General features: G+C 65.8%; 20 protein-coding genes. 13 read left to right on the forward strand and 7 right to left on the reverse strand.

Going from position 1 to position 21,655, the window contains the following annotated elements:
- Nucleotides 1–53 precede the first annotated feature (53 nt).
- On the reverse strand, nucleotides 54–1,946 hold the full coding sequence (locus tag OCK02_RS15765) for a L,D-transpeptidase family protein (protein WP_263813885.1): 1,893 nt from the start codon (nucleotides 1,944–1,946) through the stop codon (nucleotides 54–56).
- A gap of 89 nt (nucleotides 1,947–2,035) precedes the next feature.
- Between OCK02_RS15765 and OCK02_RS15770 the strand changes: the two genes are divergently transcribed.
- The 3 genes from OCK02_RS15770 to OCK02_RS15780 all read left to right on the forward strand — a co-directional run bounded on the left by OCK02_RS15770 (nucleotide 2,036) and on the right by OCK02_RS15780 (nucleotide 5,083).
- On the forward strand, nucleotides 2,036–2,284 hold the full coding sequence (locus OCK02_RS15770) for a hypothetical protein (RefSeq protein WP_263813886.1): 249 nt from the start codon (nucleotides 2,036–2,038) through the stop codon (nucleotides 2,282–2,284).
- A gap of 123 nt (nucleotides 2,285–2,407) precedes the next feature.
- Nucleotides 2,408–3,853 (forward strand): class II fumarate hydratase, encoded by a 1,446-nt coding sequence (gene fumC, locus OCK02_RS15775; protein WP_412178846.1) that lies wholly within the window; start codon nucleotides 2,408–2,410, stop codon nucleotides 3,851–3,853.
- 159 nt (nucleotides 3,854–4,012) lie between these two features.
- Nucleotides 4,013–5,083: a GGDEF domain-containing protein gene (locus OCK02_RS15780; protein ID WP_263813888.1), complete on the forward strand. Its 1,071-nt coding sequence runs from the start codon at nucleotides 4,013–4,015 to the stop codon at nucleotides 5,081–5,083.
- Between the two features lie 357 nt (nucleotides 5,084–5,440).
- On the opposite strand, the gene OCK02_RS15785 is transcribed toward OCK02_RS15780, so the two are convergent.
- Together OCK02_RS15785 and OCK02_RS15790 are read right to left on the reverse strand one after the other, a co-directional pair.
- Complete coding sequence (locus tag OCK02_RS15785; RefSeq protein ID WP_263813889.1) at nucleotides 5,441–6,049, reverse strand: pyridoxamine 5'-phosphate oxidase family protein; 609 nt, start codon at nucleotides 6,047–6,049, stop codon at nucleotides 5,441–5,443.
- A gap of 85 nt (nucleotides 6,050–6,134) precedes the next feature.
- Nucleotides 6,135–6,509 (reverse strand): DUF971 domain-containing protein, encoded by a 375-nt coding sequence (locus OCK02_RS15790; RefSeq protein ID WP_263813890.1) that lies wholly within the window; start codon nucleotides 6,507–6,509, stop codon nucleotides 6,135–6,137.
- Between the two features lie 201 nt (nucleotides 6,510–6,710).
- Here OCK02_RS15790 and moaA point away from each other — a divergent pair, with 201 nt between their 5' ends.
- Nucleotides 6,711–7,697, forward strand: a complete 987-nt coding sequence (moaA, locus tag OCK02_RS15795; RefSeq protein ID WP_263814072.1) for a GTP 3',8-cyclase MoaA — start codon at nucleotides 6,711–6,713, stop codon at nucleotides 7,695–7,697.
- 385 nt (nucleotides 7,698–8,082) lie between these two features.
- Here moaA and OCK02_RS15800 read toward each other — a convergent pair whose 3' ends face one another.
- The gene (locus OCK02_RS15800) at nucleotides 8,083–10,614 is read right to left on the reverse strand and encodes a methyl-accepting chemotaxis protein (protein WP_263813891.1); all 2,532 of its coding nucleotides are present in this window, start codon (nucleotides 10,612–10,614) and stop codon (nucleotides 8,083–8,085) included.
- 340 nt (nucleotides 10,615–10,954) lie between these two features.
- Between OCK02_RS15800 and OCK02_RS15805 the strand changes: the two genes are divergently transcribed.
- The 3 genes from OCK02_RS15805 (at nucleotide 10,955) to mobB (ending at nucleotide 13,163) form a co-directional block, all read left to right on the forward strand.
- A complete protein-coding gene (locus tag OCK02_RS15805; protein ID WP_263813892.1) occupies nucleotides 10,955–11,860 on the forward strand; it encodes a DMT family transporter in 906 nt (301 codons plus the stop codon).
- Between the two features lie 107 nt (nucleotides 11,861–11,967).
- Nucleotides 11,968–12,639: a molybdenum cofactor guanylyltransferase MobA gene (mobA, locus tag OCK02_RS15810; protein ID WP_263813893.1), complete on the forward strand. Its 672-nt coding sequence runs from the start codon at nucleotides 11,968–11,970 to the stop codon at nucleotides 12,637–12,639.
- On the forward strand, nucleotides 12,636–13,163 hold the full coding sequence (gene mobB, locus OCK02_RS15815; protein ID WP_263813894.1) for a molybdopterin-guanine dinucleotide biosynthesis protein B: 528 nt from the start codon (nucleotides 12,636–12,638) through the stop codon (nucleotides 13,161–13,163). The genes mobA and mobB overlap by 4 nt, the downstream gene beginning before the upstream one ends.
- Before the next feature lie 16 nt (nucleotides 13,164–13,179).
- Here the strand turns inward: mobB and OCK02_RS15820 are convergent, their stop codons facing one another.
- The gene (locus tag OCK02_RS15820; RefSeq protein WP_263813895.1) at nucleotides 13,180–13,566 is read right to left on the reverse strand and encodes a winged helix-turn-helix transcriptional regulator; all 387 of its coding nucleotides are present in this window, start codon (nucleotides 13,564–13,566) and stop codon (nucleotides 13,180–13,182) included.
- A gap of 47 nt (nucleotides 13,567–13,613) precedes the next feature.
- On the opposite strand from OCK02_RS15820, the gene OCK02_RS15825 reads away from it, so the two are divergent.
- Nucleotides 13,614–14,423, forward strand: coding sequence for an SDR family NAD(P)-dependent oxidoreductase (locus OCK02_RS15825; RefSeq protein WP_263813896.1), 810 nt, complete (start codon nucleotides 13,614–13,616; stop codon nucleotides 14,421–14,423).
- Nucleotides 14,424–14,511: 88 nt separating this feature from the next.
- On the opposite strand, the gene OCK02_RS15830 is transcribed toward OCK02_RS15825, so the two are convergent.
- The gene (locus OCK02_RS15830) at nucleotides 14,512–16,572 is read right to left on the reverse strand and encodes an OmpA family protein (RefSeq protein WP_263813897.1); all 2,061 of its coding nucleotides are present in this window, start codon (nucleotides 16,570–16,572) and stop codon (nucleotides 14,512–14,514) included.
- A 358-nt stretch (nucleotides 16,573–16,930) separates the two neighbouring features.
- Here OCK02_RS15830 and OCK02_RS15835 point away from each other — a divergent pair, with 358 nt between their 5' ends.
- From OCK02_RS15835 to OCK02_RS15850, 4 genes are all read left to right on the forward strand, one after another.
- Complete coding sequence (locus OCK02_RS15835) at nucleotides 16,931–17,713, forward strand: ABC transporter substrate-binding protein (RefSeq protein WP_230808342.1); 783 nt, start codon at nucleotides 16,931–16,933, stop codon at nucleotides 17,711–17,713.
- 158 nt (nucleotides 17,714–17,871) lie between these two features.
- A complete protein-coding gene (locus OCK02_RS15840) occupies nucleotides 17,872–18,675 on the forward strand; it encodes an ABC transporter permease (RefSeq protein WP_263813898.1) in 804 nt (267 codons plus the stop codon).
- Complete coding sequence (locus OCK02_RS15845) at nucleotides 18,672–19,502, forward strand: ABC transporter permease (protein WP_263813899.1); 831 nt, start codon at nucleotides 18,672–18,674, stop codon at nucleotides 19,500–19,502. The genes OCK02_RS15840 and OCK02_RS15845 overlap by 4 nt, the downstream gene beginning before the upstream one ends.
- A 156-nt stretch (nucleotides 19,503–19,658) precedes the next feature.
- A complete protein-coding gene (locus OCK02_RS15850) occupies nucleotides 19,659–19,925 on the forward strand; it encodes an usg protein (RefSeq protein WP_263813900.1) in 267 nt (88 codons plus the stop codon).
- 23 nt (nucleotides 19,926–19,948) lie between these two features.
- On the opposite strand, the gene OCK02_RS15855 is transcribed toward OCK02_RS15850, so the two are convergent.
- Entirely contained in the window at nucleotides 19,949–20,674 is a 726-nt protein-coding gene (locus OCK02_RS15855) for a DUF2270 domain-containing protein (RefSeq protein ID WP_263813901.1), read from the reverse strand.
- A 135-nt stretch (nucleotides 20,675–20,809) separates the two neighbouring features.
- On the opposite strand from OCK02_RS15855, the gene OCK02_RS15860 reads away from it, so the two are divergent.
- Nucleotides 20,810–21,640, forward strand: a complete 831-nt coding sequence (locus OCK02_RS15860) for a methyltransferase domain-containing protein (protein ID WP_263813902.1) — start codon at nucleotides 20,810–20,812, stop codon at nucleotides 21,638–21,640.
- Nucleotides 21,641–21,655 lie beyond the last annotated feature (15 nt).

Below are 21,655 nucleotides of genomic sequence, written 5' to 3' on the forward strand. Positions count from 1 at the left end.
AAACGGAGACGGGCCGTCGGTTATTCTTCATCCTGCCCGCGCGCGGGACCCGTTCAGCTCTGCGCCTGACGGGCCGTCCGAGTCGCTTCCAGCGCCTTGCGCATGTAGTCGTCGCGGCCATAGACGTCGTCGAAGAACTCGACCTTGCCGTCCTTGTCCGGCCATGCGGTGAAATAGGACACATAGACCGGGATGCGCTCGGGAACGCTGACGGCCTTGTTGCGGCCCTTGGCGATCTCCGCGCCGACCTGGTCGACGCTGGTGCCGAGAACCGCCGCCGCCATCAGTCGCGGATCGGCCAGACGGACGCAGCCGTGGCTCAGCGCCCGCATGTCCTTCTTGAAGTAGCTCTTGGACGGCGTGTCATGCATGTAGATCGCATGCGCGTTCGGGAACAGGATCTTCAGTTCGCCGAGCGCATTGTCGTCGCCCGGCGGCTGGCGGACGGACACGCCCTTGGTCGAGCTCCAGTTGATCTGCGACGAGGAGACCGCCCGGCCGTTGAGTTCGACCTGATAGCCCATCCGGTCGAGATAGGACGGGTCGGAGCGCAGCTTCGGCAGCATCTCGTTGATGATGATCGACTGCGGCACGCCCCAGTACGGGTTATACTCGACGGTCTGGATCTCGTCCTGGAAGAAATAGGTCTGGTTCGACTTCGAGCCGACGACCGTGCGCATGGAGAACTGCTCGGCACCCTTCTCGTGGTAGTAGGCCATGAAGGCCGGCTGGTTGATGAAGACGTAGCGCGGGCCGAGATCGGCCGGCAGCCAGCGCGCCTGCTCCATCGCCACCTGGACCTTGAAGATCCTGTCGGCAACGCTGTCGCCGCCCGTCAGGTGCCGGATCGTCGCCTGCCCGACGATCCCGTCCGGCTTCAGGCCGCGTTCCTTCTGGAAGGCCTCGACGAGGGCGACGAGTTCCGGGGAGTAGTCCGGCGTATCCTTGTAGGCTGCGATCGTCGCCGCCTGCTCGGCCTTCAGCGCATCGGAGGCGTGCCGGATCACGCCCTTGACGACGTTTGCGAGTTCCGGGTTGCTCTGGCCGGGCTTCAGGAGCGTCCCTTGCGCGATCACCACCGGATCGTCGGTGCCGCTCTCGGCCTTGAGCGCCTTCAGTTCGGCCTTCAGCGCCTGGAAATGGCTGCCGGAGGGTTCGCGGGTCTTCAGATAAGCCGCGACATCCGGGCTCATCGACAGGTTCTTCAGCGCTGCGACCAGATTGACGTCCTTGCGGGCGAAATCATGGTAGCCGGAGATCCGGTTCGGATTGATGCGCCCGCGCACGGTATCGAGCACATAGGTCGCCACGGCCGAGGACATGCTGACCTCGAAGGCGGCAAGCTCCTGGTAGCGCTGCACCATGTCGGCGCTGTCGAAGACGGCAGACGGCACGTCGACGGCGTAGTCCTGCGGATCGAGGCCGGTCGAGGCCGCATCGGCGAGCACTGCGAGCGCTGCGCGGGCGCGCGCGCTGATCTGACTGCCCGACACCCAGATGAGGCCGGCATTGTGGCTGTAATAGTCCTCGACCGCCTTGGCGCTCTCGGCCGGGGCACGGGCCGTGACGGTTGCGAATTCCCGTCGGATCTCGCCTTCCGGGGTCGGTTGCGGCGCGTTCAGCGCGGCGACGTCGATGGAACCGGTGACGACCGGATCGGCGAACTTGTCCATCGCGATCGTCTTCAGGGGCTCGGCCTTGTAGGTGTAGTAGCTCGGCGCGCTGACACGCGGCAGCGGCGCTGGCTTGGCGGCAGCCCTGGCGGTCGCGGGCGCCTGGGCGGGCATGTTCACGCCCGGCGGCGGTGCCGGCTCCTGGCGCCTGCGCTTGCCGAACAGAAGTTCCAGCAGGTTCGGCTGCGCCGCATAGGCCGGAGCCACGTCGGCGACCGTAACGGCGCAGCTTATCATGAGCGCCGTGAGCGCCGCGGACTTCTTCAACGTCATATCTGCTTCATTCCCCTGTACCGCCGGTAGGCGGCGAACTGGATTGCACCCGACCATGCGAGTCCGGAAACTATAGAATCCGATGGTGAATGAAAAGGAAACGCGCAGTCGCCGCGACTTCGCAACCGTCCCATTTCGACATTCCGGCCGGACCGTTCCAGCCATCCAACGGCATGAAAGACAACGGGAATTCCTACCTCTCCAGTTTTCCTGCCGCAGTTTCGCCGCACCTTGGCAAAGGCTTCGCCATGAAAATGCCGATGGCTGTGCCGCAACGGCAACAGCGACGGCTTGCGAAACAGGCGCGTCATCCCCTGTGCAGCGCTAATCGATTTTAGCGGACGGAGCCGGAAATAGCGCCGCGCCCGCCCTTTACAAGGATGGACCTTATGGGCCAGAGAATGCCCCGGATTTCGAGCACGGCGCCACCTTCCGCGCGCCGCCCGGAGACGGCCGCTTCCATGCAGCGGCAGTCGCCGACCCGAGAGCGCATGGATTTGACGGCGGGAAGAGACATGACATCTACGCGTACCGAAACCGATACCTTCGGCCCCATCGAGGTCGACATCAGCCGCTACTGGGGTGCGCAGGCACAACGCTCGCTCGGCAATTTCAAGATCGGCTGGGAGAAGCAGCCGCTTTCGGTGGTGCGCGCACTCGGCATCGTCAAGCAGGCGGCCGCGCGCGCCAACATGGCGCTCGGTCGGCTCGACCCGAAGGTCGGTGAGGCGATCGTCGCCGCCGCCCAGGAGGTGATCGACGGCAAGCTCGACGATCACTTCCCGCTGGTGGTCTGGCAAACCGGCTCCGGCACGCAGTCGAACATGAACGCCAACGAGGTGATCTCCAACCGCGCGATCGAGATGCTCGGCGGCGAGATGGGCTCCAAGAAGCCCGTGCATCCGAACGACCACGTCAACATGAGCCAGTCGTCGAACGACACCTACCCGACGGCGATGCACGTCGCCTGCGGCGAGCGCATCGTCCATCACCTGCTGCCGTCGCTGAAGCACCTGCTCGGCGCGCTCGAGGCCAAGGTCAAGGCGTTCGATCACATCATCAAGATCGGCCGCACCCATACCCAGGACGCCACGCCGCTGACGCTCGGCCAGGAATTCTCCGGCTACGCCGCGCAGGTCGCATCCTCCATCAAGCGGATCGAGGCGACGCTGCCGGGGCTGATGGAGCTCGCCCAGGGCGGCACCGCCGTCGGTACCGGCCTGAACGCGCCGGTGGGCTTCGCCGAGAAGGTGGCCGAGGAGATCTCGAAGATCACCGGCCTCGACTTCAAGACCGCGCCGAACAAGTTCGAGGCGCTGGCCGCCCACGATTCGATGGTCTTCTCCCACGGCGCCATCAACTCGGCCGCCGCCGCCCTCTTCAAGATCGCCAACGACATCCGCCTGCTCGGTTCCGGTCCCCGCTCCGGCCTCGGCGAACTGTCGCTGCCCGAGAACGAGCCGGGTTCCTCGATCATGCCCGGCAAGGTCAACCCGACCCAGTGCGAGGCGCTGACGCAGGTCTGCATCCAGGTCTTCGGCAACAACACCTCGCTGACCTTTGCCGGCAGCCAGGGCCATTTCGAGCTGAACGTCTACAATCCGCTGATGGCCTACAACTTCCTGCAGTCCGTGCAGCTGCTCGCAGACGCCGCGGTCTCGTTCACCGACAATTGCGTCGTCGGCATCGAGGCCCGCGAGGACAACATCAAGGCGGCGCTCGAGCGCTCGCTGATGCTGGTCACCGCGCTGGCGCCGAAGATCGGCTACGACAACGCCGCCAAGATCGCCAAGACCGCCCACAAGAACGGCACGACGTTACGTGAGGAAGCCGTCGGCGGCGGCTATGTCACGAACGAGGAGTTCGACGAGGTCGTCCGCCCCGAAAAGATGATCATGCCCGGCTGAAACGCCTGAGATACCGGACTTTGTCAAAGGCCCCGCAGGTTCGCTTGCGGGGCCTTTGTTGTTGCCGGAAATGCTGCGACCGACACAAGAACGTTAATCGATTCCAAATCTTTTCCCCCTAATTTGATTGATCGAAGCGAACCCCGACAGGAGCCGGCATTGAACACTCCCCTCGCGCAGAAAGTGCAGGCGCCGGATATCGCCGCGCAGGTGGCCTATGCCATGCGCATCATGGGCGTCGCGCCGATCCCCCGAAACTACGAGCTGTTCTACGAGGCCTATATCGGGTCCAGCCCGAAGCTGACGCGCGAGGTCGCAGCGCTCGGCAACCGGGCCACGCAGGAAGAGCTCGACCAGATCGGGCGCCAGTTCTTCGGCCATCACCACCGGGCCGAAGCGATCGACGGCGCCCACAGCAAGCTCACCAGCCAATTGGAAGGCCTCCTGCAGATGCTCCGGCAGGAGCAGACGTCGCTGGAGAGCTACAACCAGTTGCTCGACGAGACCTACAACCGAATCACGAACAAAAACAACACGAGCGCCGAGATCATCCGCGGCGCCATCACCGTGCTCTCGACCGCGACCGGTGACACCATCAGCCAGGGCAAGGAGATGGTGGAGACGGTGACGCAGCGGTCGCGGGAGATGGACGTCGTCCGCCGCGAGCTCGACGAATACAAGCGCATCGCCAACACCGATTCGCTGACGCAGCTCTCCAACCGCCGCGCCTTCGACGACAAGCTCGCCGCGACCTACGACAATGCGATGCTGCACCCCGTGACCGCGCTCGTGCTCGCCGACATCGACCACTTCAAGAAGATCAACGACACCTACGGCCATCCGGTCGGTGACAAGATCCTGGCGTCCGTCGGCAGCATCATCCGCGCCTGCGTGCGCAAGGACGTCTTCATCGCCCGTACCGGCGGCGAGGAATTCGCGATGATCGTCGAAGGCAACAACCTGGAAGAGGCGATGGCGATCGCCGAGCGCATCCGCACCACGCTGGAGCATACCCCGTTCAAGAATTCCAAGACCGGCGTGAACTACGGGCCGATCACGATTTCGCTCGGACTGTGCATGGCAAGCGAGGCCGACGGGCCGGCCGAACTCTACAACAAGGCCGACATCGCGCTCTACTGCGCCAAGAACGGCGGGCGCAACCGCACCATGCCCTTCGAGGACGGCATGAAGAAGGACTTTTCCAAGAGCTGGCTCATCTATCGCAAGTAGCCGGCCATCCGGGCGCGCCATGCCGTGGTCCTGCATGGCAGCGTCACAGGGGTCACGAACCCTTCGGGAACTCTGCGGCGCCTTGCGGCGCCGTCTTCTTTTGTCCGGACGTTTTTCCGCCGCCCTGTTCCCGCGGTAACAGCGCCGGCTAACAATCGCGCCGATACTGCCCGCGTCGTTCAGGCCCCATGCAGTTAGGGCGTCGCGCGGATCCTCCCAAGCGCTGCGGCGATCTTTAAGGAAGCACTTCACCAATCAGGTGGGGGCCTGGGTGCGTGCCTCCGGCGGAACTTGTACCGTGTATCCCCGGAGGCACGCCTTCCAGGACCAGTTACCCGCCCGCGACAGGGCCCGTTCTCACCACATCGTCTTTGCCGCCCGACCGGGCCACTCGCGATCGTAGGTCTCGCCGGCGAAGCCCTTCCTGGCCGAGGCCAGCATCTGGCCGACGGTCGGCAGGCTCTTCGGATCGTGATGCCTGGCCGGATTCCACAGGTCGGCGCGCATGACCGCGCGGGCGCACTGCGAATAGACCTCCTCGATCGAGATCACCACGACGGAACGGGGATGGCGCCCGTCCATCTCGAACCGCGACGTGAGATCCTGGTCGATCCGGACGACGGCGCGGCCGTTCAGGCGCATGGTCGTATTCGACCCGGGCACCAGGAACAGCAGCGCGACGCGCGGATCGCGCACGATGTTCGACAGCGAATCGATCCGGTTGTTGCCGCGCCAGTCCGGCAGCATCAGCGTCCGCTCGTCCTCGACGTGGACGACGGTGCCGGCATCGCCGCGCGGCGAGCAGTCCAGTCCCTCAGGTCCGACCGTTGCGAGCATCATGAACGGCGAGGCCTCGATCATCGTCCGGTACTCCGGCAGGAGATAGTCCGTCACCTTGACGAGCGATGCCTCGCCCGGCTCGCCATAGAGGGCATTCAGTTGCTCGACGGAGGTCACGACGGTCATGGCAGGTCTCTCGCTTCGGTGTGCAGGTCTCTCACAGGGGTGAAGCGTCGTTGGCACAAACACGTGACGATTGCGTGACGGCCGCCTATCGCGGCTTTTCGGAGCGGTCGCGCGTCATGCCCTTCTCGGCAAGCTCGCGCTCATAGGCGCCAAAGAGCTCGTCGCCCTTTTCGCCGAGTTCGCGCAGGAAGGCCCAGGTATAGATGCCGGTATCATGGAAATCGTCGAAGCCGATGCGCACGGCGTAATTGCCGGTCGGCGTCATCGCGATGATCGCGACGTTGCGCTTGCCCGGAACGGTCACCCGCTGTCCCGGGCCATGCCCCTCGACTTCCGCCGAAGGCGACAGCACCCGCAGCATCTCCGCCGACAGCTCGAAACGCTGCCCGTCGTCGAACGCCACCGTCAATCGCTGCCGATCCGGCGATACCCTGAGTTCGGTCGGCCAGTATTCGCTCATCGTCGTCTCTCCCGCGCCATTGTCGAAGCACTAGGCCTGACGTCCGGCGGGCGCAAGCGTCAACTTCGCTTGATCTGCCCGCCAGCCCCTTGACGGCGGGCTGCGGGGGGACCACATTCCCGGTAATTCAAGAGGATAGACGTGAACAGCTACGTAGGAACGACCGACAGGGCAACGGCGCTCGGCACCTCGGATGCGCCGATGATCGATCCATTCGGTCGCGCCGTCACCTATCTGCGCGTCTCCGTCACCGACCGCTGCGACTTCCGCTGTACCTACTGCATGGCGGAGAACATGACGTTCCTGCCGAAGAAGGACCTTCTGACGCTGGAAGAACTGGAGCGGCTCTGTTCCGCCTTCATCCAGAAGGGCGTGCGCAAGCTGCGCCTGACCGGCGGCGAACCGCTGGTGCGCAAGAACATCATGTTCCTGGTGCGCCAGCTTGGCCGCCACGTCGAAGCCGGCAGGCTCGACGAGCTGACGCTGACGACCAACGGCTCGCAGCTGGCAAAGCACGCCGCCGAACTGGCCGACTGCGGGGTCCGCCGCATCAACGTCTCGCTCGACACGCTGAATGCCGACAAGTTCCGCACCATCACCCGCTGGGGCGATCTCTCTAAGGTAATGGATGGGATCGATGCGGCCCAGGCCGCCGGCATCAAGGTCAAGCTCAATGCGGTGGCGCTGAAGGACTTCAACGACCGCGAGATCCCCGACATGCTGCGCTGGGCGCACGGCCGCAGCATGGACCTCACCCTGATCGAGACCATGCCGATGGGCGAGATCGACGAGGACCGCACAGAGCACTACCTGCCGCTTTCGGAGATGCGCGAGCGGCTCGCCCAGGAATTCACGCTCACCGACATCGACTACCGCACCGGCGGACCGGCACGCTATGTCACGGTCGCCGAGACGGGCGGCCGGCTCGGCTTCATCACGCCGATGACGCACAATTTCTGCGAAAGTTGCAATCGCGTCCGGCTGACCTGCACCGGCACGCTCTATATGTGCCTCGGCCAGAACGACGCGGCCGACCTGCGCCTGCCGCTGCGCGCCTCCGAAGACGACGCGCTGCTGTCGCAGGCGATCGACGAGGCGATCGGCCGCAAGCCCAAGGGCCATGACTTCATCATCGGCCGCAACAACCGCCCCGCCGTCTCCCGCCACATGAGCGTCACCGGCGGCTGAGCGGCAGGACCGCCCAGCGACCCTTCTTCTCCCCGCCGGACGAGCGTCCCTGGTTCCTTCTTCTCCCCTTGGGGAGAAGAGAGGGAGATCGCCGCCCCGTCGTTTAACGCATCCAGCAATCTCCCGCTATCAGGTCCCAATCGGGATGAGGAATCGCTGAGCGGCAGCCTCTGGCTCCCTCTTCTCCCCAGCGGGGAGAAGGTGGCCTGAAGGGCCGGATGAGGGGGTGGTGCGGCAAACGCGGCGCTCGCGGCTCCCCCTCATCGCCTCGCTTCGCTCGGCACTTCTCCCCGCTGGGGAGAAGAGGGAGATCGCCGTGATGCGTCCACCAAATAGCAAGCTGGTGAAGGCGGCCGTCTCCCGACGACCGCAGCGGCGCGCCCGTTCACGCCGCGTAGTAGCTGCCCAGGGCCGCGTCGAATTCGCCCGTCTTGAACCGGTCGATCTTGCGGTTGAGCAGTTCGACGCGGCTGCGCAGGCCGTGGATCTCGGCGTTGTTCTCCTCCACCATCGCCGCGTTCTGCTGGGTGATCAGTTCGACCTGGTGCACTGCCTGGTTCACCTCGCTCAGGCCTTCGTACTGCGCGGCGGCCGCCTTTTCGATATTGCCGACGAGGTCGTGGATGGAGGAGATGTGCTCGTTGATCACCGTCAGCGCCATGCCGGTTTCCTCGACGAGGGAGACACCGCTGCGGACCTGGGCGGAACTGTCGGAGATCAGCCCCTTGATCTCGCGGGCCGCACCCGCGCAGCGCTGGGCCAGTTCGCGCACTTCTTGCGCGACGACGGCAAAGCCCCGGCCGGCATCGCCTGCCCGCGCGGCTTCCACACCGGCGTTGAGCGCCAGAAGGTTGGTCTGGAAGGCGATCTCGTCGATCACGCCGATGATCGTGCCGATCTTTTCCGAGGAGCGGTTGATCTGCGCCATCGCCTCGACGGCCTGGGCGACCACCTGGCCGGACTTGATTGCATAGGTGTGCGTCTCATCGACCGAGGCGGTCGTGCGCTGGGCGCTCTCGGCGGTCGAGCGGACGATGTCGGTGAGCTGGCGCAGTGCCCGCGAGCTTTCCTCGAGGGCGGCTGCCTGCTGCTCGGTGCGGCGGGCGAGGTCGTCTGCGGAGGCCGCCAGGTTGCCGGTGCCGCCGTTGATCTCCTGCGTCGTGGCGCGGACGTCCGAAAGCGTCGCCCGCAGCGCCTCGACGGCGTTGTTGTAGGTGCGGGCCATGGCGACATATTCGGCCGCCAGCGCTTCGGTCATGCTTTCCTCCAGGTCGCCCTCGGCCAGCTTGCCCAGCACGCCGGAAAGCGCATTGAGCGCCTCCATCTGCTCGGCCTCCACCCGCGCCTGCTCGGCTGCGCGCCGCGCCTGCTCCTCGGCCGTCTGCGCCCGCTGCGCCTCGGCCTCCTGCTCCAGCCTGACGTTTTCGAGCGCCGAATCGCGGAACACGGCGACGGAGCGCACCATGTCGCCGATCTCGTCGCCGCGGTTGCGGCCCTCGATCGGCACGTCCAGATCGCCGCTGGCGAGCCGCGACATCACCTCGGTGACGCGCTTCAGCGGCCCGCGCAGCGTCTCGACCAGCATCAGCCCCCCGACGATCGCCAGCAGCGTGCCGGCGACCATGGCGATGATCGAGATGTCGGCCGAGCGCTGGCTGTCGCGCTTGCCGGCCTCCTGGGCGCTGCTGACGAAGGCTTCGAGCGTCTGGCTGGCATCGGCCACCAGCGTGCGCGCGCCGGCCCTCGCCTCGCGCCAGCGCTGGTCGACGTCGATCAGCGCCTGCGTGCCCTGCTCGATCGCCGCAAGATGCGGCTTCAGCTTCGAGGCGAGGTCGCGCAGCGCGGCGTTGCGGCCACCGAGCCCGGAGAGTTCGTCGGCGCTCTTTTCGACCGCTGCAAGATCTGCCAGCACGAGTTCGCGGCCGGCCTGTTCGGGCTTGCGGTGCAGTTCGCTGATGTGCAGCCGCGTGCGGTCGATCTGCAGGAAGGTGTCGCCCATCAGCGCGATCAGCGTCTTCAAGGTCCCGATCTCATTGTCCATGCTGACGAACCGCTTGGCGGCCATGTCCGAATTCTGCTGGGCGGCTTTCTGGAAGTCGGCGTCGTATTTGGAAAGCTTCGACAGGATCGGCGTGAAGGCCTGCTTCTTGGCCTCGGCATCGTCGCTGCCGGCAAGGACCTTCTCGATCTGCGCGATCTCGGTCTTCACCGGCACGAACTGGCCCAACGCCTTGTCGGAGGCGATCTTCTCGGATTCGCCGAGTTGCTTGAGCAGCGGCGGCAGGTAGGTCGTCGCGGCCTTGACCTTGTCCTCTGGCTTCATCGCCAGCGCCACCGGCTTGCGGAACTTGCCGATCCGTTCGGCGAGCCCCTGGTAGGCGGCGGCGTCGAACAGAAGCGTGCGGGCGAACGTCTCCTTCTCGTCGGATTCGCCGCGGATGACGCCGATCTGCTTCTCGGCGAACTGCCCCTCCGCCGTCAGGCCGGCGAGCGCCGCTTCGAGTTCGCCGGTGATCCGGTCCTGCTCCTCGCGCACCGACCAGAGCAGATCGGCCTGTGCCCGCATCTGCGGCGCAAGCGCCACGACCGTTGCGATCTTTTCCTTCTCGGCCGCGTCCGGCAGCAGCGCGTCGAGGGCGTTGATGCCCCGGTCCTGCGCGTCGATGCGTTCGGCGAGCGCCGTGCGCGCGTCTTCGGTCGGCGCATCGACGAAATCCTGCAGGGCCGTCCGCAGATACTGGAAATCCGACAGGCTGCTGATCGTCTCGCGGGTCACCGTCATGTGCCCGTTGAGGGTCCTAGCGGTGAAGAACCCGACGAGCCCGATGCCGGCGATCAGGACGACGAGCGGAACGACGAAAAGCAGCACCTTGGTGACGATACGTCGGCGCTGCAGCAAGCGATCGATGAAGGACATGGGTTCCCCAGGGTATTGTTCTTGCCCATCTCATACCCGACCGGTGGCCGATTGCTTGCGTCCGCCTCTACGGTGTGCGGGGCGCGGTTGCGCCCGGCGGCAAAACAAGCAGGGGCGCGGCGTTTTCGCCTTGCGCTCCCGCCACCCGTCGCCTCATGCGATGGGTCCTGTGGGTGACGTTACGATAGGTGTGGATGATTAACGAAAAGCGAAACCGGCATGGTGGCTTTTCGCAGACCACGGCCTCCCCGCCTCCCGCCATTCCGGGAGACCGGACGTCGCACTGGCGCGCTGCTCCCATCGCGGCTATCACAGGCCGAGGGGGCCCGGGAATCGCAGCATGAAACTCTCCGCAAATCACAAGGGCGCGCTGTTCATGGCGCTGGCGATGGCCAGCTTCAACGTCAATGACGCGCTCGTGAAGTCGGTCACCGGGGTGATGAACCCGGGCCAGATCATGTTCGTCCGCGGGCTTCTGACGTCTGCCATGATCATCGCGCTCGCCTGGCCTACCCGGGGGATGTTCTGGCGGCGCGTGCTGCCGGACCGCAAGGTGCTGGTGCGGGCGGCCGCAGAGGTCGGCGCCGCCCTCACCTACATCATGGCGCTCGGGCTCCTGCCGCTCGCCAACACTGCCGCGATCCTGCTGTCGCTGCCGCTGGCGGTAACGCTCGGCGCGGTGCTGTTCCTCGGCGAGACGGTCGGATGGCGGCGCTGGCTTGCGATTATCAGCGGCTTTGCCGGCGTGCTGATCGTGATCCGGCCCGGCCCGGAGGGATTTTCGATCGGCGCGGCCTTCGTGATCGCCGCCGTCGTCTTCGCCGCCACGCGCGACCTCCTCACCCGCAAGATCGATCCGGAAATCCCCGCGGCACTGATCACCGTGGTCACCGCGCTCTCGATCACCGCCTTCGGCGCGCTGACGATCGCGCCGCTGGGCGGCTGGCAGCCGATCGAGTGGCACATCTTCCTACGGCTCGCCGTTTCGAGCGTCGCACTCCTGATCGGATACCAGTGCATCGTCTTTGCGATGCGGGCCGGCGATATCTCCTTCGTCGCCCCGCTCCGCTATACGAGCCTCATCTGGGCGATCGGCATCGGCATCGTCTTCTTCGGCGAGATACCGGATTTCTGGATGTGCGTCGGCGTCGCCGTGATCGTTGCCTCCGGCCTCTATGCCTTCAACCGGGAAAATCGCAGGCGCGCGAAGCCGATCGCCCAGACCTCGGCGATCGAGGGCCCTTGAGTGCCGGTCCGCCGCCCCGGACGATCGTGGAGAGGCGTTGAACCCATGAAGGACAGGTCTAGAATCGGACGCAGCAGGTTGAATTTGAGCACCAGGTCCACGCCATCGTGACAGACAAGCCGAACGCACACGCCACAGCCCCCAACGGTGGAGCCGCCGTCCCCGGCGTCGTCCTCGCCGGCGGCCTGTCCAGCCGCATGGGGGCCGACAAGGCGCAAGTCCGCCTCGGCGGCGTGCCGTTGCTGGAGCGTGCCCTGCGCCGCCTCGCTCCGCAGGTATCCTCGCTGGCGATCAGCAGCAACGACCCGTCCTCGCCGGCGTTCGAAGCCTTCCAACTGCCGCTCCTCGGCGACCCGGACGGCGTCCGGGCCGGGCCGGTCGGCGGCGTGCTCGCAGCCCTCCGGCATGCGCAGGACAACCATCCGTCCGCCTCCCATGTCGTGACGGTGCCGACGGACAGCCCCTTCTTTCCGGCCGACCTCGTCGCCCGGCTGCGCGCCGCTGCGGACCGGCCGGACGGCATCGCATACGCCACCTCCGCCACCGGCGCCCACCCCGTCTTCGCGCTCTGGCCGACAGCCCTCGCCGACGATCTCGCCGGCTGGATGCGCAGTGGCGAAACGCTCCGCCTGCGCGCCTGGCTCGCGCGGCACCATGCCACGCCCGTTCCCTTCCCCGCCTGCGAGACGGCCGAAGGGCCGCTCGACCCGTTCTTCAACATCAATACTCCCGCCGATCTCGAACGGGCGGAAAGCTGGCTCAGGATACTCGACCGATGACGACATCCCCTCCCCGCATCTTCGGCATCGCCGGCTGGAAGAACTCCGGCAAGACGGGCCTGGCCGTGCGGCTGGTCGAAACCCTGGTGTCCCGCGGCTTCCGCGTCTCGACGATCAAGCACGCCCACCATGATTTCGACATCGACAAGGTCGGCGCCGACAGCTACCGCCACCGCCTGGCCGGGGCGCACGAGGTGACGATCGTGTCGGGTACGCGCTTTGCCATCATGCACGAGTTGCGCGGCGCGCCGGAGCCGAGTTTCGAGGAGATTCTGGCGCGGATCGCGCCCTGCGACCTCGTGCTGATCGAGGGCTACAAGCGCGAACCGATCCCGAAGATCGAGGCCCGGCGGCTGGAGGCGGCCAACCGCACGCCGCTCGCGCCGGAAGATCCGCATATCGTGGCGATTGCCGCCGACCATGCCGTCTCCGACAGCGCGCTGCCGGTGTTCGACCTCGACGACACCGATGCGATCGCCGATTTCGTGCTTCAGACGGTGGGGTTGCCGTCGAAGCGGGGCTGACCCCCGTCTTGCGCCGTCAGCCCTCCTGCGGGCGGGGATGGTCGCGCGAGAACTCCCTGACCGCCAGCAGCACCGGCATCAGCCGCAGGCCCGCGCCCGTCACACCGTATTCGACGCGTGGCGGCTGTTCGCCAAAATCCCGTCTTTCGACAAGCCCGTCGTCCTCCAGCTCCCGGAGATGCTGGGTGAGCATCTTCTGCGAGACACCCGGCATGTCGCGGAGCAGCTGCGAGCTGCGCATCGATCGCTCCGCGAAAAGCCGAAACAGGATCGGCAGCTTCCACCGTCCGCTCAGCATGCGAAAGACACGGCCGACATGCGCCACCGAGCCGTCCGGCCCGAGGCAGGCGCTCCGATCCCCGTCTTCGATAGGCACTTTAAAGTGCGTAATTGCCTCGTCCATCGCCGTGACCTCATATCGAATTTCGACCTTGATATGGGAATGGTGCGATGGATTTGAAACTGGACGGAAAGGTCGCGCTCGTGACCGGCAGCAGCAAGGGGATCGGCGAAGGGATCGCGCGCGGACTGGCGCGTGAAGGCGCCATCGTCATCGTTCACGGTCGTGACCGGACAAGGGCCGAGGCGGTCGCGCACGATATCGTCGCCCGGGGCGGCCGCGCCCACGCTGTCACCGGCGATCTGACCGACGACGACGCGGTCCGGCGCCTGGCCGACGAGGCTCAGGCCTTCGTGAAGCCCGTCGACATCGTGATCAACAATGCCGGCGGTTCCGGCGAGACGGAGGACTGGACCACGACGCGGCCCGAAACATGGGCCGGCGGTTATGATCGCAACGTGCTCGCCGCCGTCAGGGTGACCGCCCGGCTGCTGCCGGCCATGCGCGCGGCGAAATGGGGCCGGGTCGTCAATATCTCCAGCCTTGCGGGCATGATGCCGCCGGCCGGAAGGCCCGACTATGCCGCGGCCAAGGCGGCGATGATCGCCATGACGGCCTCCCTCGCCAAGGCGGTGGCGTCGGACGGCGTCACGGCGAACACGGTCTCGCCCGGCACGATCCGCAGTGCCAGCCTCGAAGAGGCGTTTCGCAAGGCGGCAACCGGCCAAGGACTTGCCGCCGAAGCGCCGTGGGCGGACATCGAACAGAATGTCCTGCCCTTGTTCGCGCAGGTGCCCATGGGACGCGTCGGAACGCTCGAGGAGATCGCCGACGCCGTCGCCTTCCTCGTCAGCCCCCGCGCCGGCTATATCACCGGCGCCAATCTGAGGCTCGACGGCGGCATGTGGCCCGGGCTTTGAAGCCTCTCGTGCAGGATTCGCAGCCGAACATGCAGAAAGGCCGCCGGATCGCCCCGGCGGCCTCTCCAATCTTCATTGACGTCCCGCCTCACTCGGCCGAGGCGACCGGCTTCACCAGCGGGGTAACGCGGCGGATGGTGACGCGGCGGTTGAGCTGCTCCGGGCCGTCGGTGGCGACTTTCAGGTAGCGCTCGCCATAGCCCTGGGTCGACAGGTTCTCCGGCGGGATGTCGTAGACGTCCGTCAGGAGGTTGGCGACCGATTCTGCCCGTTCGTCGGACAGGATCAGGTTCGAATCGTCCGATCCGACCGCATCTGTGTGGCCCTCGATCAGGAAGGTCTCGCTCGGATCCTCGTCCAGCAGGTTGTTGATCGCGTCGGCGACCTGCCTCAGCGTCGAGGCCTGCTCCATCGAGATCTCCGCGCTTCCGGTGGCGAAGGTGATCGTGTCGAGGTCGATGCGGCGCACCTTGTCGCGGATACGGGCCGAGTATTTCACCTCGTCCAGCGTGTAGACGCGCTCGACCGGCTCGACAGGCGGAAGCTCGAGGAACTCCTGGTAGTCGCGGTCGTAGTCGGACGAGGTGTCGATGATGTACTCGTCGACGGGCACGCTCAGGCGCATCGGCGGCAGGTCGAGGCCGGGATCGTAGAACGGCCGGTCGTCCACGTAGTCGACCTCGGGCACGTAGTAGAGCACGTATTCCCGGTCACCGACGAAGCGCGAACGCTGAATGACGGTGCCGTAGTCGTTACGGATCGTCACCACGCGGACGCCGCCCGGACGCTCGATCGTCTCGCGGACGCGGCCGCCGCGCAGCGTCTCGTAGTAGGTGTTGCCGCCGCGGCGCGACAGGCGATCGCTGTCGTAGTGGCGCACGAAGGTGCGGTTGTCGATGTTGTAGATCACGCGGTTGTCCTCGCGCCGGCCGATCCGCACGTTGTCCGGATCGCGGTAGTCCGGCCGCCGGTCGCGCCGCTCGCCGCGTTCGCGGTCGATCGATTCGTGGCGGTCGTAGCGGCGGCGGTTGCCGTCGCGGTCCGTCTGGGCGTCCGCATCCGAGCGGGGCACACGCACGTTGGCCTTGCGCCGCTCCTCCTCGCGCTTCTTGCGGGTTTCCTCACGCGAGCGATCCCGGCGGTTGTCGGCGTCCTTGTCGCTGTCGAGCACGGCTGCGCCGCCGACCACCGGCAGGTCGATCGTCCCGGTCGTCTTCGAAGGATCGCGGGCGATCTTTTCGCGCTCGGCGTCGCGCTCGCGGCGCGGACGCTGGCGGTTCTCCGCGCCCGCACGCCGCTCGCGGTCGGACTCGGCCTTCTGGCGCCGCTCCTCGCGGGCGCGCTCCCGATCCGTCTGCTTGCCGTCGGACTGGTCACGCCCGGCCTGGTTGCGATCGGAGTCCTTGCGATCCGTCTGTTTGCGATCGGTCTGCTTGCTGTCCGCGGGGCGCTGTTCCTTGTCGCCGGCGCGCTGCTCCTGCTCGCGCTTCTGTTCTCTCGCCTTCTGGCCGTCGGACTGGCGCTTCTCGTCGTTCTTGCGCTGCTCCTCGGCCTGCTGCTCGCGCTTCTTGTTGCGCTCCTCGCGCTGGCGCTGGCTGTCGGACTGGCGCTTCTCGTCGCTCTTGCGCTGCTCCTCGGCCTGCTGCTCGCGCTTCTTGTCGCGCTCCTCACGCTGGCGCTGGCTGTCGGATTGGCGCTTCTCGTCGTTCTTGCGCTGCTTCTGTTCCTCGGCCTGCTGCTGCTTCTTGGCGCGCTCCTCGCGCTGCTGGCGCTGGCTGTCGGACTGACGCTTGTCGTTGCTCTGCTTCTGTTCTTCGGCCTGCTGCTCGCGCTTCTTGTTGCGCTCTTCGCGATTGCGATCCGACTGCCGCTCCTGATTGCGGTCGGACTGCCGTTCCTGGCGCTCCTTGTTGCGCTCGGACTGGCGTTCCTGATTGCGGTCGGACCGGTTCTCCTCGCGCTGTTCACGGCGCTTGCGGCGCAGTTCCTCTTCGGATTCGCCGTTGCCGTTCGACTGGGCGAGGATCACGCCGCCTGTGGTATCGACGGGTTGCAGCGTCGCGCGGAAGGCCGCTGCGTCCGCAGGCTGCCAGATGATCGACACGATCGGCAGTGCCACCGTAGCAAGCAGTTTGGCTCGATTACCCATAATGTATTCCTTGTTGTCGCGTTTCCTCAGTGGCGAGGGTCAACCAATCATTCCGGGCGAATTTGTGTTTCAACCGGAACGGTTAGCCTCTTGATATCCAACGATATCGGCCTCCGCCTGAACTCCTCGTGAACGTCATGTTGAACCCTCGTTCACCTTCGGGACAGGTCAACGCCCGTCCGCCACGATGGTTCCGCAATCCACAGCCCCCGGCGCGGCGCCGGCCGCGCTTCGGCGGATTGGCCGTTGATTTTTGCCGCAAAAGCTGGCGATTATCGCCGCAAGCGGAACCCTTGTCCGCCCGGCGCCGGCAGAACCACAACAATCCGGCCGGCCCGAACAAACAGAGAGGATCTCGATGCGCATTTCCAAACGTCTTTCCATGGCTGCGACCGCCGCCGTCTTCACGCTGATGGCCGGCGCGGCGATGGCCGATGGTGAAAAGATCATCATCGGCACCGAAGGTGCCTATCCGCCCTTCAACAACCTCGAGGCGGACGGCACCCTCACCGGCTTCGACATCGACATCGCCAAGGCCCTCTGCGAGGAAATGAAGGCGGAATGCACCTTCGTCACGCAGGACTGGGACGGCATCATCCCCGCCCTCGAAGCCAAGAAGTTCGACGCCCTCATCGCTTCCATGTCGATCACCGAGGAGCGCAAGCAGAAGGTCGACTTCTCCGCCAAGTACTACAACACCCCGCCGGCGATCGTCGTGCCGAAGGATTCCGACATCACCGCCGCGACGCCCGAGGCGCTGGCCGGCAAGTCGCTCGGCGCCCAGTCGTCCACGACCCACTCCAACTATGCCGAAGCGCATATGAAGGATGCGGAACTGAAGCTCTACCCGACCGCCGACGAGTACAAGCTCGACATCGCCAACGGCCGAATCGATGGCGTCATCGACGACGTCGTCGTCCTGTCGGAGTGGCTAAAGACCGATGACGGCGCCTGCTGCAAGCTGCTCGGCACCCTGCCGATCGATCCGGTCATCAACGGCGAAGGCGCCGGCGTTGCCGTCCGCAAGGGCGAAACCGCGCTCGCCGACAAGTTCACCCAGGCGATCGCGGCGCTGCGCGCCAGCGGCAAGTACCAGGAAATCAACGCCAAGTACTTCCCCTTCGACGTCTACGGCGAGTGAGCCTGCCGGCCGGAAAGCGGTTTTTCCGGCCAGATCGACAGATGTGACGACGGGAGGGCTTGCCCTCCCGTCTTTTTTGTTTGAGAACTGCCGCAATCACAAGGCGTTCCAAAGCGCCGCAAGACGGGCGCGAAGCGGGCCCGGGGGGTTCTTTAGGCATGAGCGGGTTCTTTTCCGCCATCGCGGAAGCGGTTTCCGCAATTCTCGGCTTCATCGATCCGTTGTGCGGCCCGGCCGGCGTGTTCCGCTGGTTCGCCGAGGGCACGCTGCTTGCCTGCGGCGATGCGGGCTGGGGCGACGAGATCGCCATCGGCTTTCTCGTCACCGCGAGCCTCGCCGTCGCCACCCTGCCGCTCGGCCTTCTGATCGGCTTCTTCATCGCGCTGGCAAAGCAGTCGCCGGAGCGCTCGCTCAGGCTTGCCGCCGACATCTACACCACCATCTTCCGCGGCCTGCCGGAACTGCTCACCCTGTTCATCGTCTATTACGGCCTGCAGATTCTGGTGCAGAACCTGCTGTCGGCGCTCGGCTACGAGCAGGCGATCGAGATCAACGCCTTCGTCGCCGGCATGATCGCGCTCGGCGTCGTCTTCTCCGCCTACTGTTCGGAGGTGCTGCTGTCGGCCTTCCGCGCCATCCCGCACGGCCAGTACGAGGCGGGCTATGCGCTCGGCCTGCACCATGGCCGCACGATGGGCCTGATCATCGTGCCGCAGCTCGTCCGCATCGCGTTGCCCGGGCTCGGCAACCTGTGGATGGCGCTTTTGAAGGACACCGCGCTCGTCTCGGTGATCGGCCTGTCCGACATCCTGCGGCAGACCGGCATCGCCGCGCGCGTGACCAAGGAGGCGTTCCTGTTCTATGGCATCGCCTGCGGCCTCTTCCTCGTGCTCGCCTTCCTGTCGTCGATCGTCTTCTCGATGATCGAGGCGCGGGTGCAACGCTCGGAGGCCAGGCGATGAGCGCTGTGACCACGCTGCTGCCGCCGCAGGCGCCCCCGCCCGCCCCCGCCCGGCCCTACACGCTGTCGCGCTTCGTCGGCAGCGTCGCGCTCGGCATCTGGCTGGCGCTGACCGTCGGCATCTTCCTCACCGTCGTCGATGGCTGGGATCCGGCGAAATTCTCGCGCTACGCGCCGAACTACCTCTCCGGCCTCGGGGTGACGCTGCTTCTGGTCGCCTTGTCGATCACGCTCGGGGCGATCGTCTCGCTGCCGCTCGCATTCGCCCGGATGTCGACGAACAGGTTCCTGTCCTGGCCGGCCTATGCCTATGTCTATTTCTTCCGCGGCACGCCGCTGCTCACCCAGCTCTTCCTCGTCTACTACGGCCTCGGGAGCTTTTCCGCCGAGCTGAAGGCCATCGGCCTCTGGGGCTTCTTCCGCGACGCCTGGAACTGCGCGCTCCTGACCTTCACCCTGAACACCGCAGCCTACCAGGCCGAGATCCTGCGTGGCGCCATCGAGAGCGTGCCGCGCGGGCAGCACGAGGGTGCCGCCTCGCTCGGCCTGCCGCAGCGCGTCACCTTCTTCAAGATCATCCTGCCGCAGGCCCTCATCGTCGCGCTTAGGCCCTATGGCAACGAGATCATCCTGATGATCAAGGGCTCGGCGATCGTCTCGATCGTCACCGTCTTCGACCTGATGGGCGAGACCCGCCGCGCCTTCTCGCGCACCTTCGACTACCAGACCTATCTCTGGGCGGCGCTGCTCTACCTCATGATCGTCGAACTGATGCGCAATGTCTGGGCCTGGATCGAGGCGCGCCTGACCCGCCACCTCAAGCGCTAGCCGGCCCTTGCCGCCCCCTTGGCAGCACTCGTCGCATTCGGCTGCCAAGCCTTTGTTTTTTCATACTATTCATTGTCACAGATGAAAATCGGCAATTGATTTGCCGACAAGGACGTTGGATCATCGGTGATCATTCACGATGGAACGAGGTCCTGGATGCCATCGGACATGGAAATGCAGATGAAGGGCTACGGCATGACCACGGCCCAGATCCTCTACCGCATGCCGGACCACCCCTCGCTGCTGCAGACCTACATCTGGCAGCACTACGACCTGGCGCCGGACTTTCCCGAGATGCGCCATTTCCTGACATTCTGGCAGGAGACGCTGGACGGGCCGCTGCACTCGGTGCGCTACGTTCATCGCCAGCTGATCTCGGCCACCGAATGGCGGGCGTTGAAGGGCGAATTCATCCTGCACTGAGCGCCGGCGCGAAACCAAGGCATTCAGACATGCGCCTCGCCGCGCACCCGCTCCCCCTCGGCCCGGTCGCGGTGCAGGACACCGGCCAGGATGACGGCGTAGAAGAAAAGCACGAGCGAAAGCACGATGGCGCCGGGGATCGGCCCGAAAGCGGCGTTCTTCAGCACCTGATCGAACGACAGCACGACATCCACGTTGCTCTCGGTTCCCGTCATGCTTGATGAGGAGATCTTCAGCGCCCAGGCCAGAAGCAGGATCAGATACATCCAGGAATAGTTGCGGCGCAGCCGGCGGCAGGCGGCGTCGCGGTAGCTGATGAGGAATTCCGGCTTGCGCAGGCTGGCTGCGACCGCAGCCCCCCAGTCCGGCGCCAGATCGCCGCGCGGCTGCAGGAACTCGGCGAAATACTTCTTCTCCACCTGGCGGACGCGGGCGCGATAGACGTCGAAGAAGCGGTAGCGCCGTGCCTCGATCACAAGCAGCAGCGAGACGAGCAGCATGGCGAACAGCAGCACGCCGTGATGGGAATTGGGTGTCGACAGCGAGACCGACAGAAGCGCCGCCACGACGGTGATCGCCCAGTTGGTCGTGCGGTCGATGCGGTCGCGCCAGCCCGCCATCCGCCCCATCTCGCCACGGTAGTAGTGGACCATCAGGTTGATGGCCTCCGTCGAGGTCACCGGAGGCGCCGGCGATGGATGCGGCTCCCTTTGACCCTGCGCCGGCAGCGCCGTCACCTCCCCGGACATCGCAACCTCCCTTTTACAGTTTCTGTTGAAGGGAATGATGCTCCTCTTTGTTCCACTTGTGAAATGTCAATTTCATGACTTGCCGGGCATCGGCCCCGCGCACCGCCGACATTGCCAAACGCCCGGCCCGGCCCTATGACACCGTCCATGAAGAAGATCGACGAAGACGCGCTCGCGGAAGCCTATAACCGCGCCCTTGCCCTGGAGAAGACCGGCCAGTTCGATGCCGCCGCCGCGGCCTATCGCGAGGTGCTGGCGCTCGACCCGGAGGACCACGGCGGCGCGGCCGTGCGGCTCGCCTCGATGGGACGCGGCGAGACGCCGGAGAAGGCGCCAGACGCCTATGTCGCGACCCTCTTCGACCAGCATGCCGAGGTCTTCGAGGACGTGCTCGTTGAGCAGCTCGGCTATGCCGTTCCGGTGCTCGTCCGCCAGCGCCTGCAGACGCTGGCGTTCGGACCGTTCGCACGCATGCTCGACCTCGGCTGCGGCACCGGCCTCACCGGCGGGACGCTCCGCGACATGGTGGACGACATGACCGGCGTCGACCTGTCGGAGAACATGGTCGAGGTCGCCCACGAGAAGGACCTCTACGAGACGCTCTACGTCGCCGAGGCCGTCGACTTTCTCGACGACAACGACGACGCGCCGTTCGACCTGATCACCGCCACCGACGTGCTTCCCTATGTCGGCGCGCTCGAGCCGCTCTTCTTCGGCGCCGCCGACAACCTTTCGACCGGCGGCCTGTTCGTCTTCTCGTCGGAGACGCTGCCGGCCGCAGCCTTTGCCGAAAGCGGCTTCGTGGTCGGCCCGCACCAGCGCTTCGCCCATGCCGAAAGCTACATCCGCGACCGCCTGGACGCGACCGGTTTCGACCTCCTCGAAATCGGCGACATCACCGTGCGGATGGAAGAGGGCGAGCCCATCGCCGGCCAGCTCGTGGTGGCGCGGTACCGCGGCGAGTAACGACAACCCATAATT

Origin of the sequence: Rhizobium sp. TRM96647 (assembly GCF_025780115.1) — a bacterium.
GTDB lineage: Bacteria > Pseudomonadota > Alphaproteobacteria > Rhizobiales > Rhizobiaceae > Mycoplana.

What these genes read in the sequence shown, in the direction of transcription:
- OCK02_RS15830 (WP_263813897.1), bottom strand. Translation starts at nt 16,572, where the DNA reads ATGGGTAATCGAGCCAAACTGCTTGCTACGGTGGCACTGCCGATCGTG.
- OCK02_RS15790 (WP_263813890.1), bottom strand. Translation starts at nt 6,509, where the DNA reads ATGAGCGAATACTGGCCGACCGAACTCAGGGTATCGCCGGATCGGCAG.
- fumC (WP_412178846.1), top strand. Translation starts at nt 2,408, where the DNA reads ATGCAGCGGCAGTCGCCGACCCGAGAGCGCATGGATTTGACGGCGGGA.
- OCK02_RS15855 (WP_263813901.1), bottom strand. Translation starts at nt 20,674, where the DNA reads ATGTCCGGGGAGGTGACGGCGCTGCCGGCGCAGGGTCAAAGGGAGCCG.
- mobB (WP_263813894.1), top strand. Translation starts at nt 12,636, where the DNA reads ATGACGACATCCCCTCCCCGCATCTTCGGCATCGCCGGCTGGAAGAAC.
- OCK02_RS15860 (WP_263813902.1), top strand. Translation starts at nt 20,810, where the DNA reads ATGACACCGTCCATGAAGAAGATCGACGAAGACGCGCTCGCGGAAGCC.
- OCK02_RS15785 (WP_263813889.1), bottom strand. Translation starts at nt 6,049, where the DNA reads ATGACCGTCGTGACCTCCGTCGAGCAACTGAATGCCCTCTATGGCGAG.
- OCK02_RS15820 (WP_263813895.1), bottom strand. Translation starts at nt 13,566, where the DNA reads ATGGACGAGGCAATTACGCACTTTAAAGTGCCTATCGAAGACGGGGAT.
- OCK02_RS15765 (WP_263813885.1), bottom strand. Translation starts at nt 1,946, where the DNA reads ATGACGTTGAAGAAGTCCGCGGCGCTCACGGCGCTCATGATAAGCTGC.
- OCK02_RS15840 (WP_263813898.1), top strand. Translation starts at nt 17,872, where the DNA reads ATGAGCGGGTTCTTTTCCGCCATCGCGGAAGCGGTTTCCGCAATTCTC.
- moaA (WP_263814072.1), top strand. Translation starts at nt 6,711, where the DNA reads ATGATCGATCCATTCGGTCGCGCCGTCACCTATCTGCGCGTCTCCGTC.
- OCK02_RS15825 (WP_263813896.1), top strand. Translation starts at nt 13,614, where the DNA reads ATGGATTTGAAACTGGACGGAAAGGTCGCGCTCGTGACCGGCAGCAGC.
- OCK02_RS15800 (WP_263813891.1), bottom strand. Translation starts at nt 10,614, where the DNA reads ATGTCCTTCATCGATCGCTTGCTGCAGCGCCGACGTATCGTCACCAAG.
- OCK02_RS15770 (WP_263813886.1), top strand. Translation starts at nt 2,036, where the DNA reads ATGAAAAGGAAACGCGCAGTCGCCGCGACTTCGCAACCGTCCCATTTC.
- OCK02_RS15850 (WP_263813900.1), top strand. Translation starts at nt 19,659, where the DNA reads ATGCCATCGGACATGGAAATGCAGATGAAGGGCTACGGCATGACCACG.
- OCK02_RS15835 (WP_230808342.1), top strand. Translation starts at nt 16,931, where the DNA reads ATGCGCATTTCCAAACGTCTTTCCATGGCTGCGACCGCCGCCGTCTTC.
- OCK02_RS15845 (WP_263813899.1), top strand. Translation starts at nt 18,672, where the DNA reads ATGAGCGCTGTGACCACGCTGCTGCCGCCGCAGGCGCCCCCGCCCGCC.
- OCK02_RS15805 (WP_263813892.1), top strand. Translation starts at nt 10,955, where the DNA reads ATGAAACTCTCCGCAAATCACAAGGGCGCGCTGTTCATGGCGCTGGCG.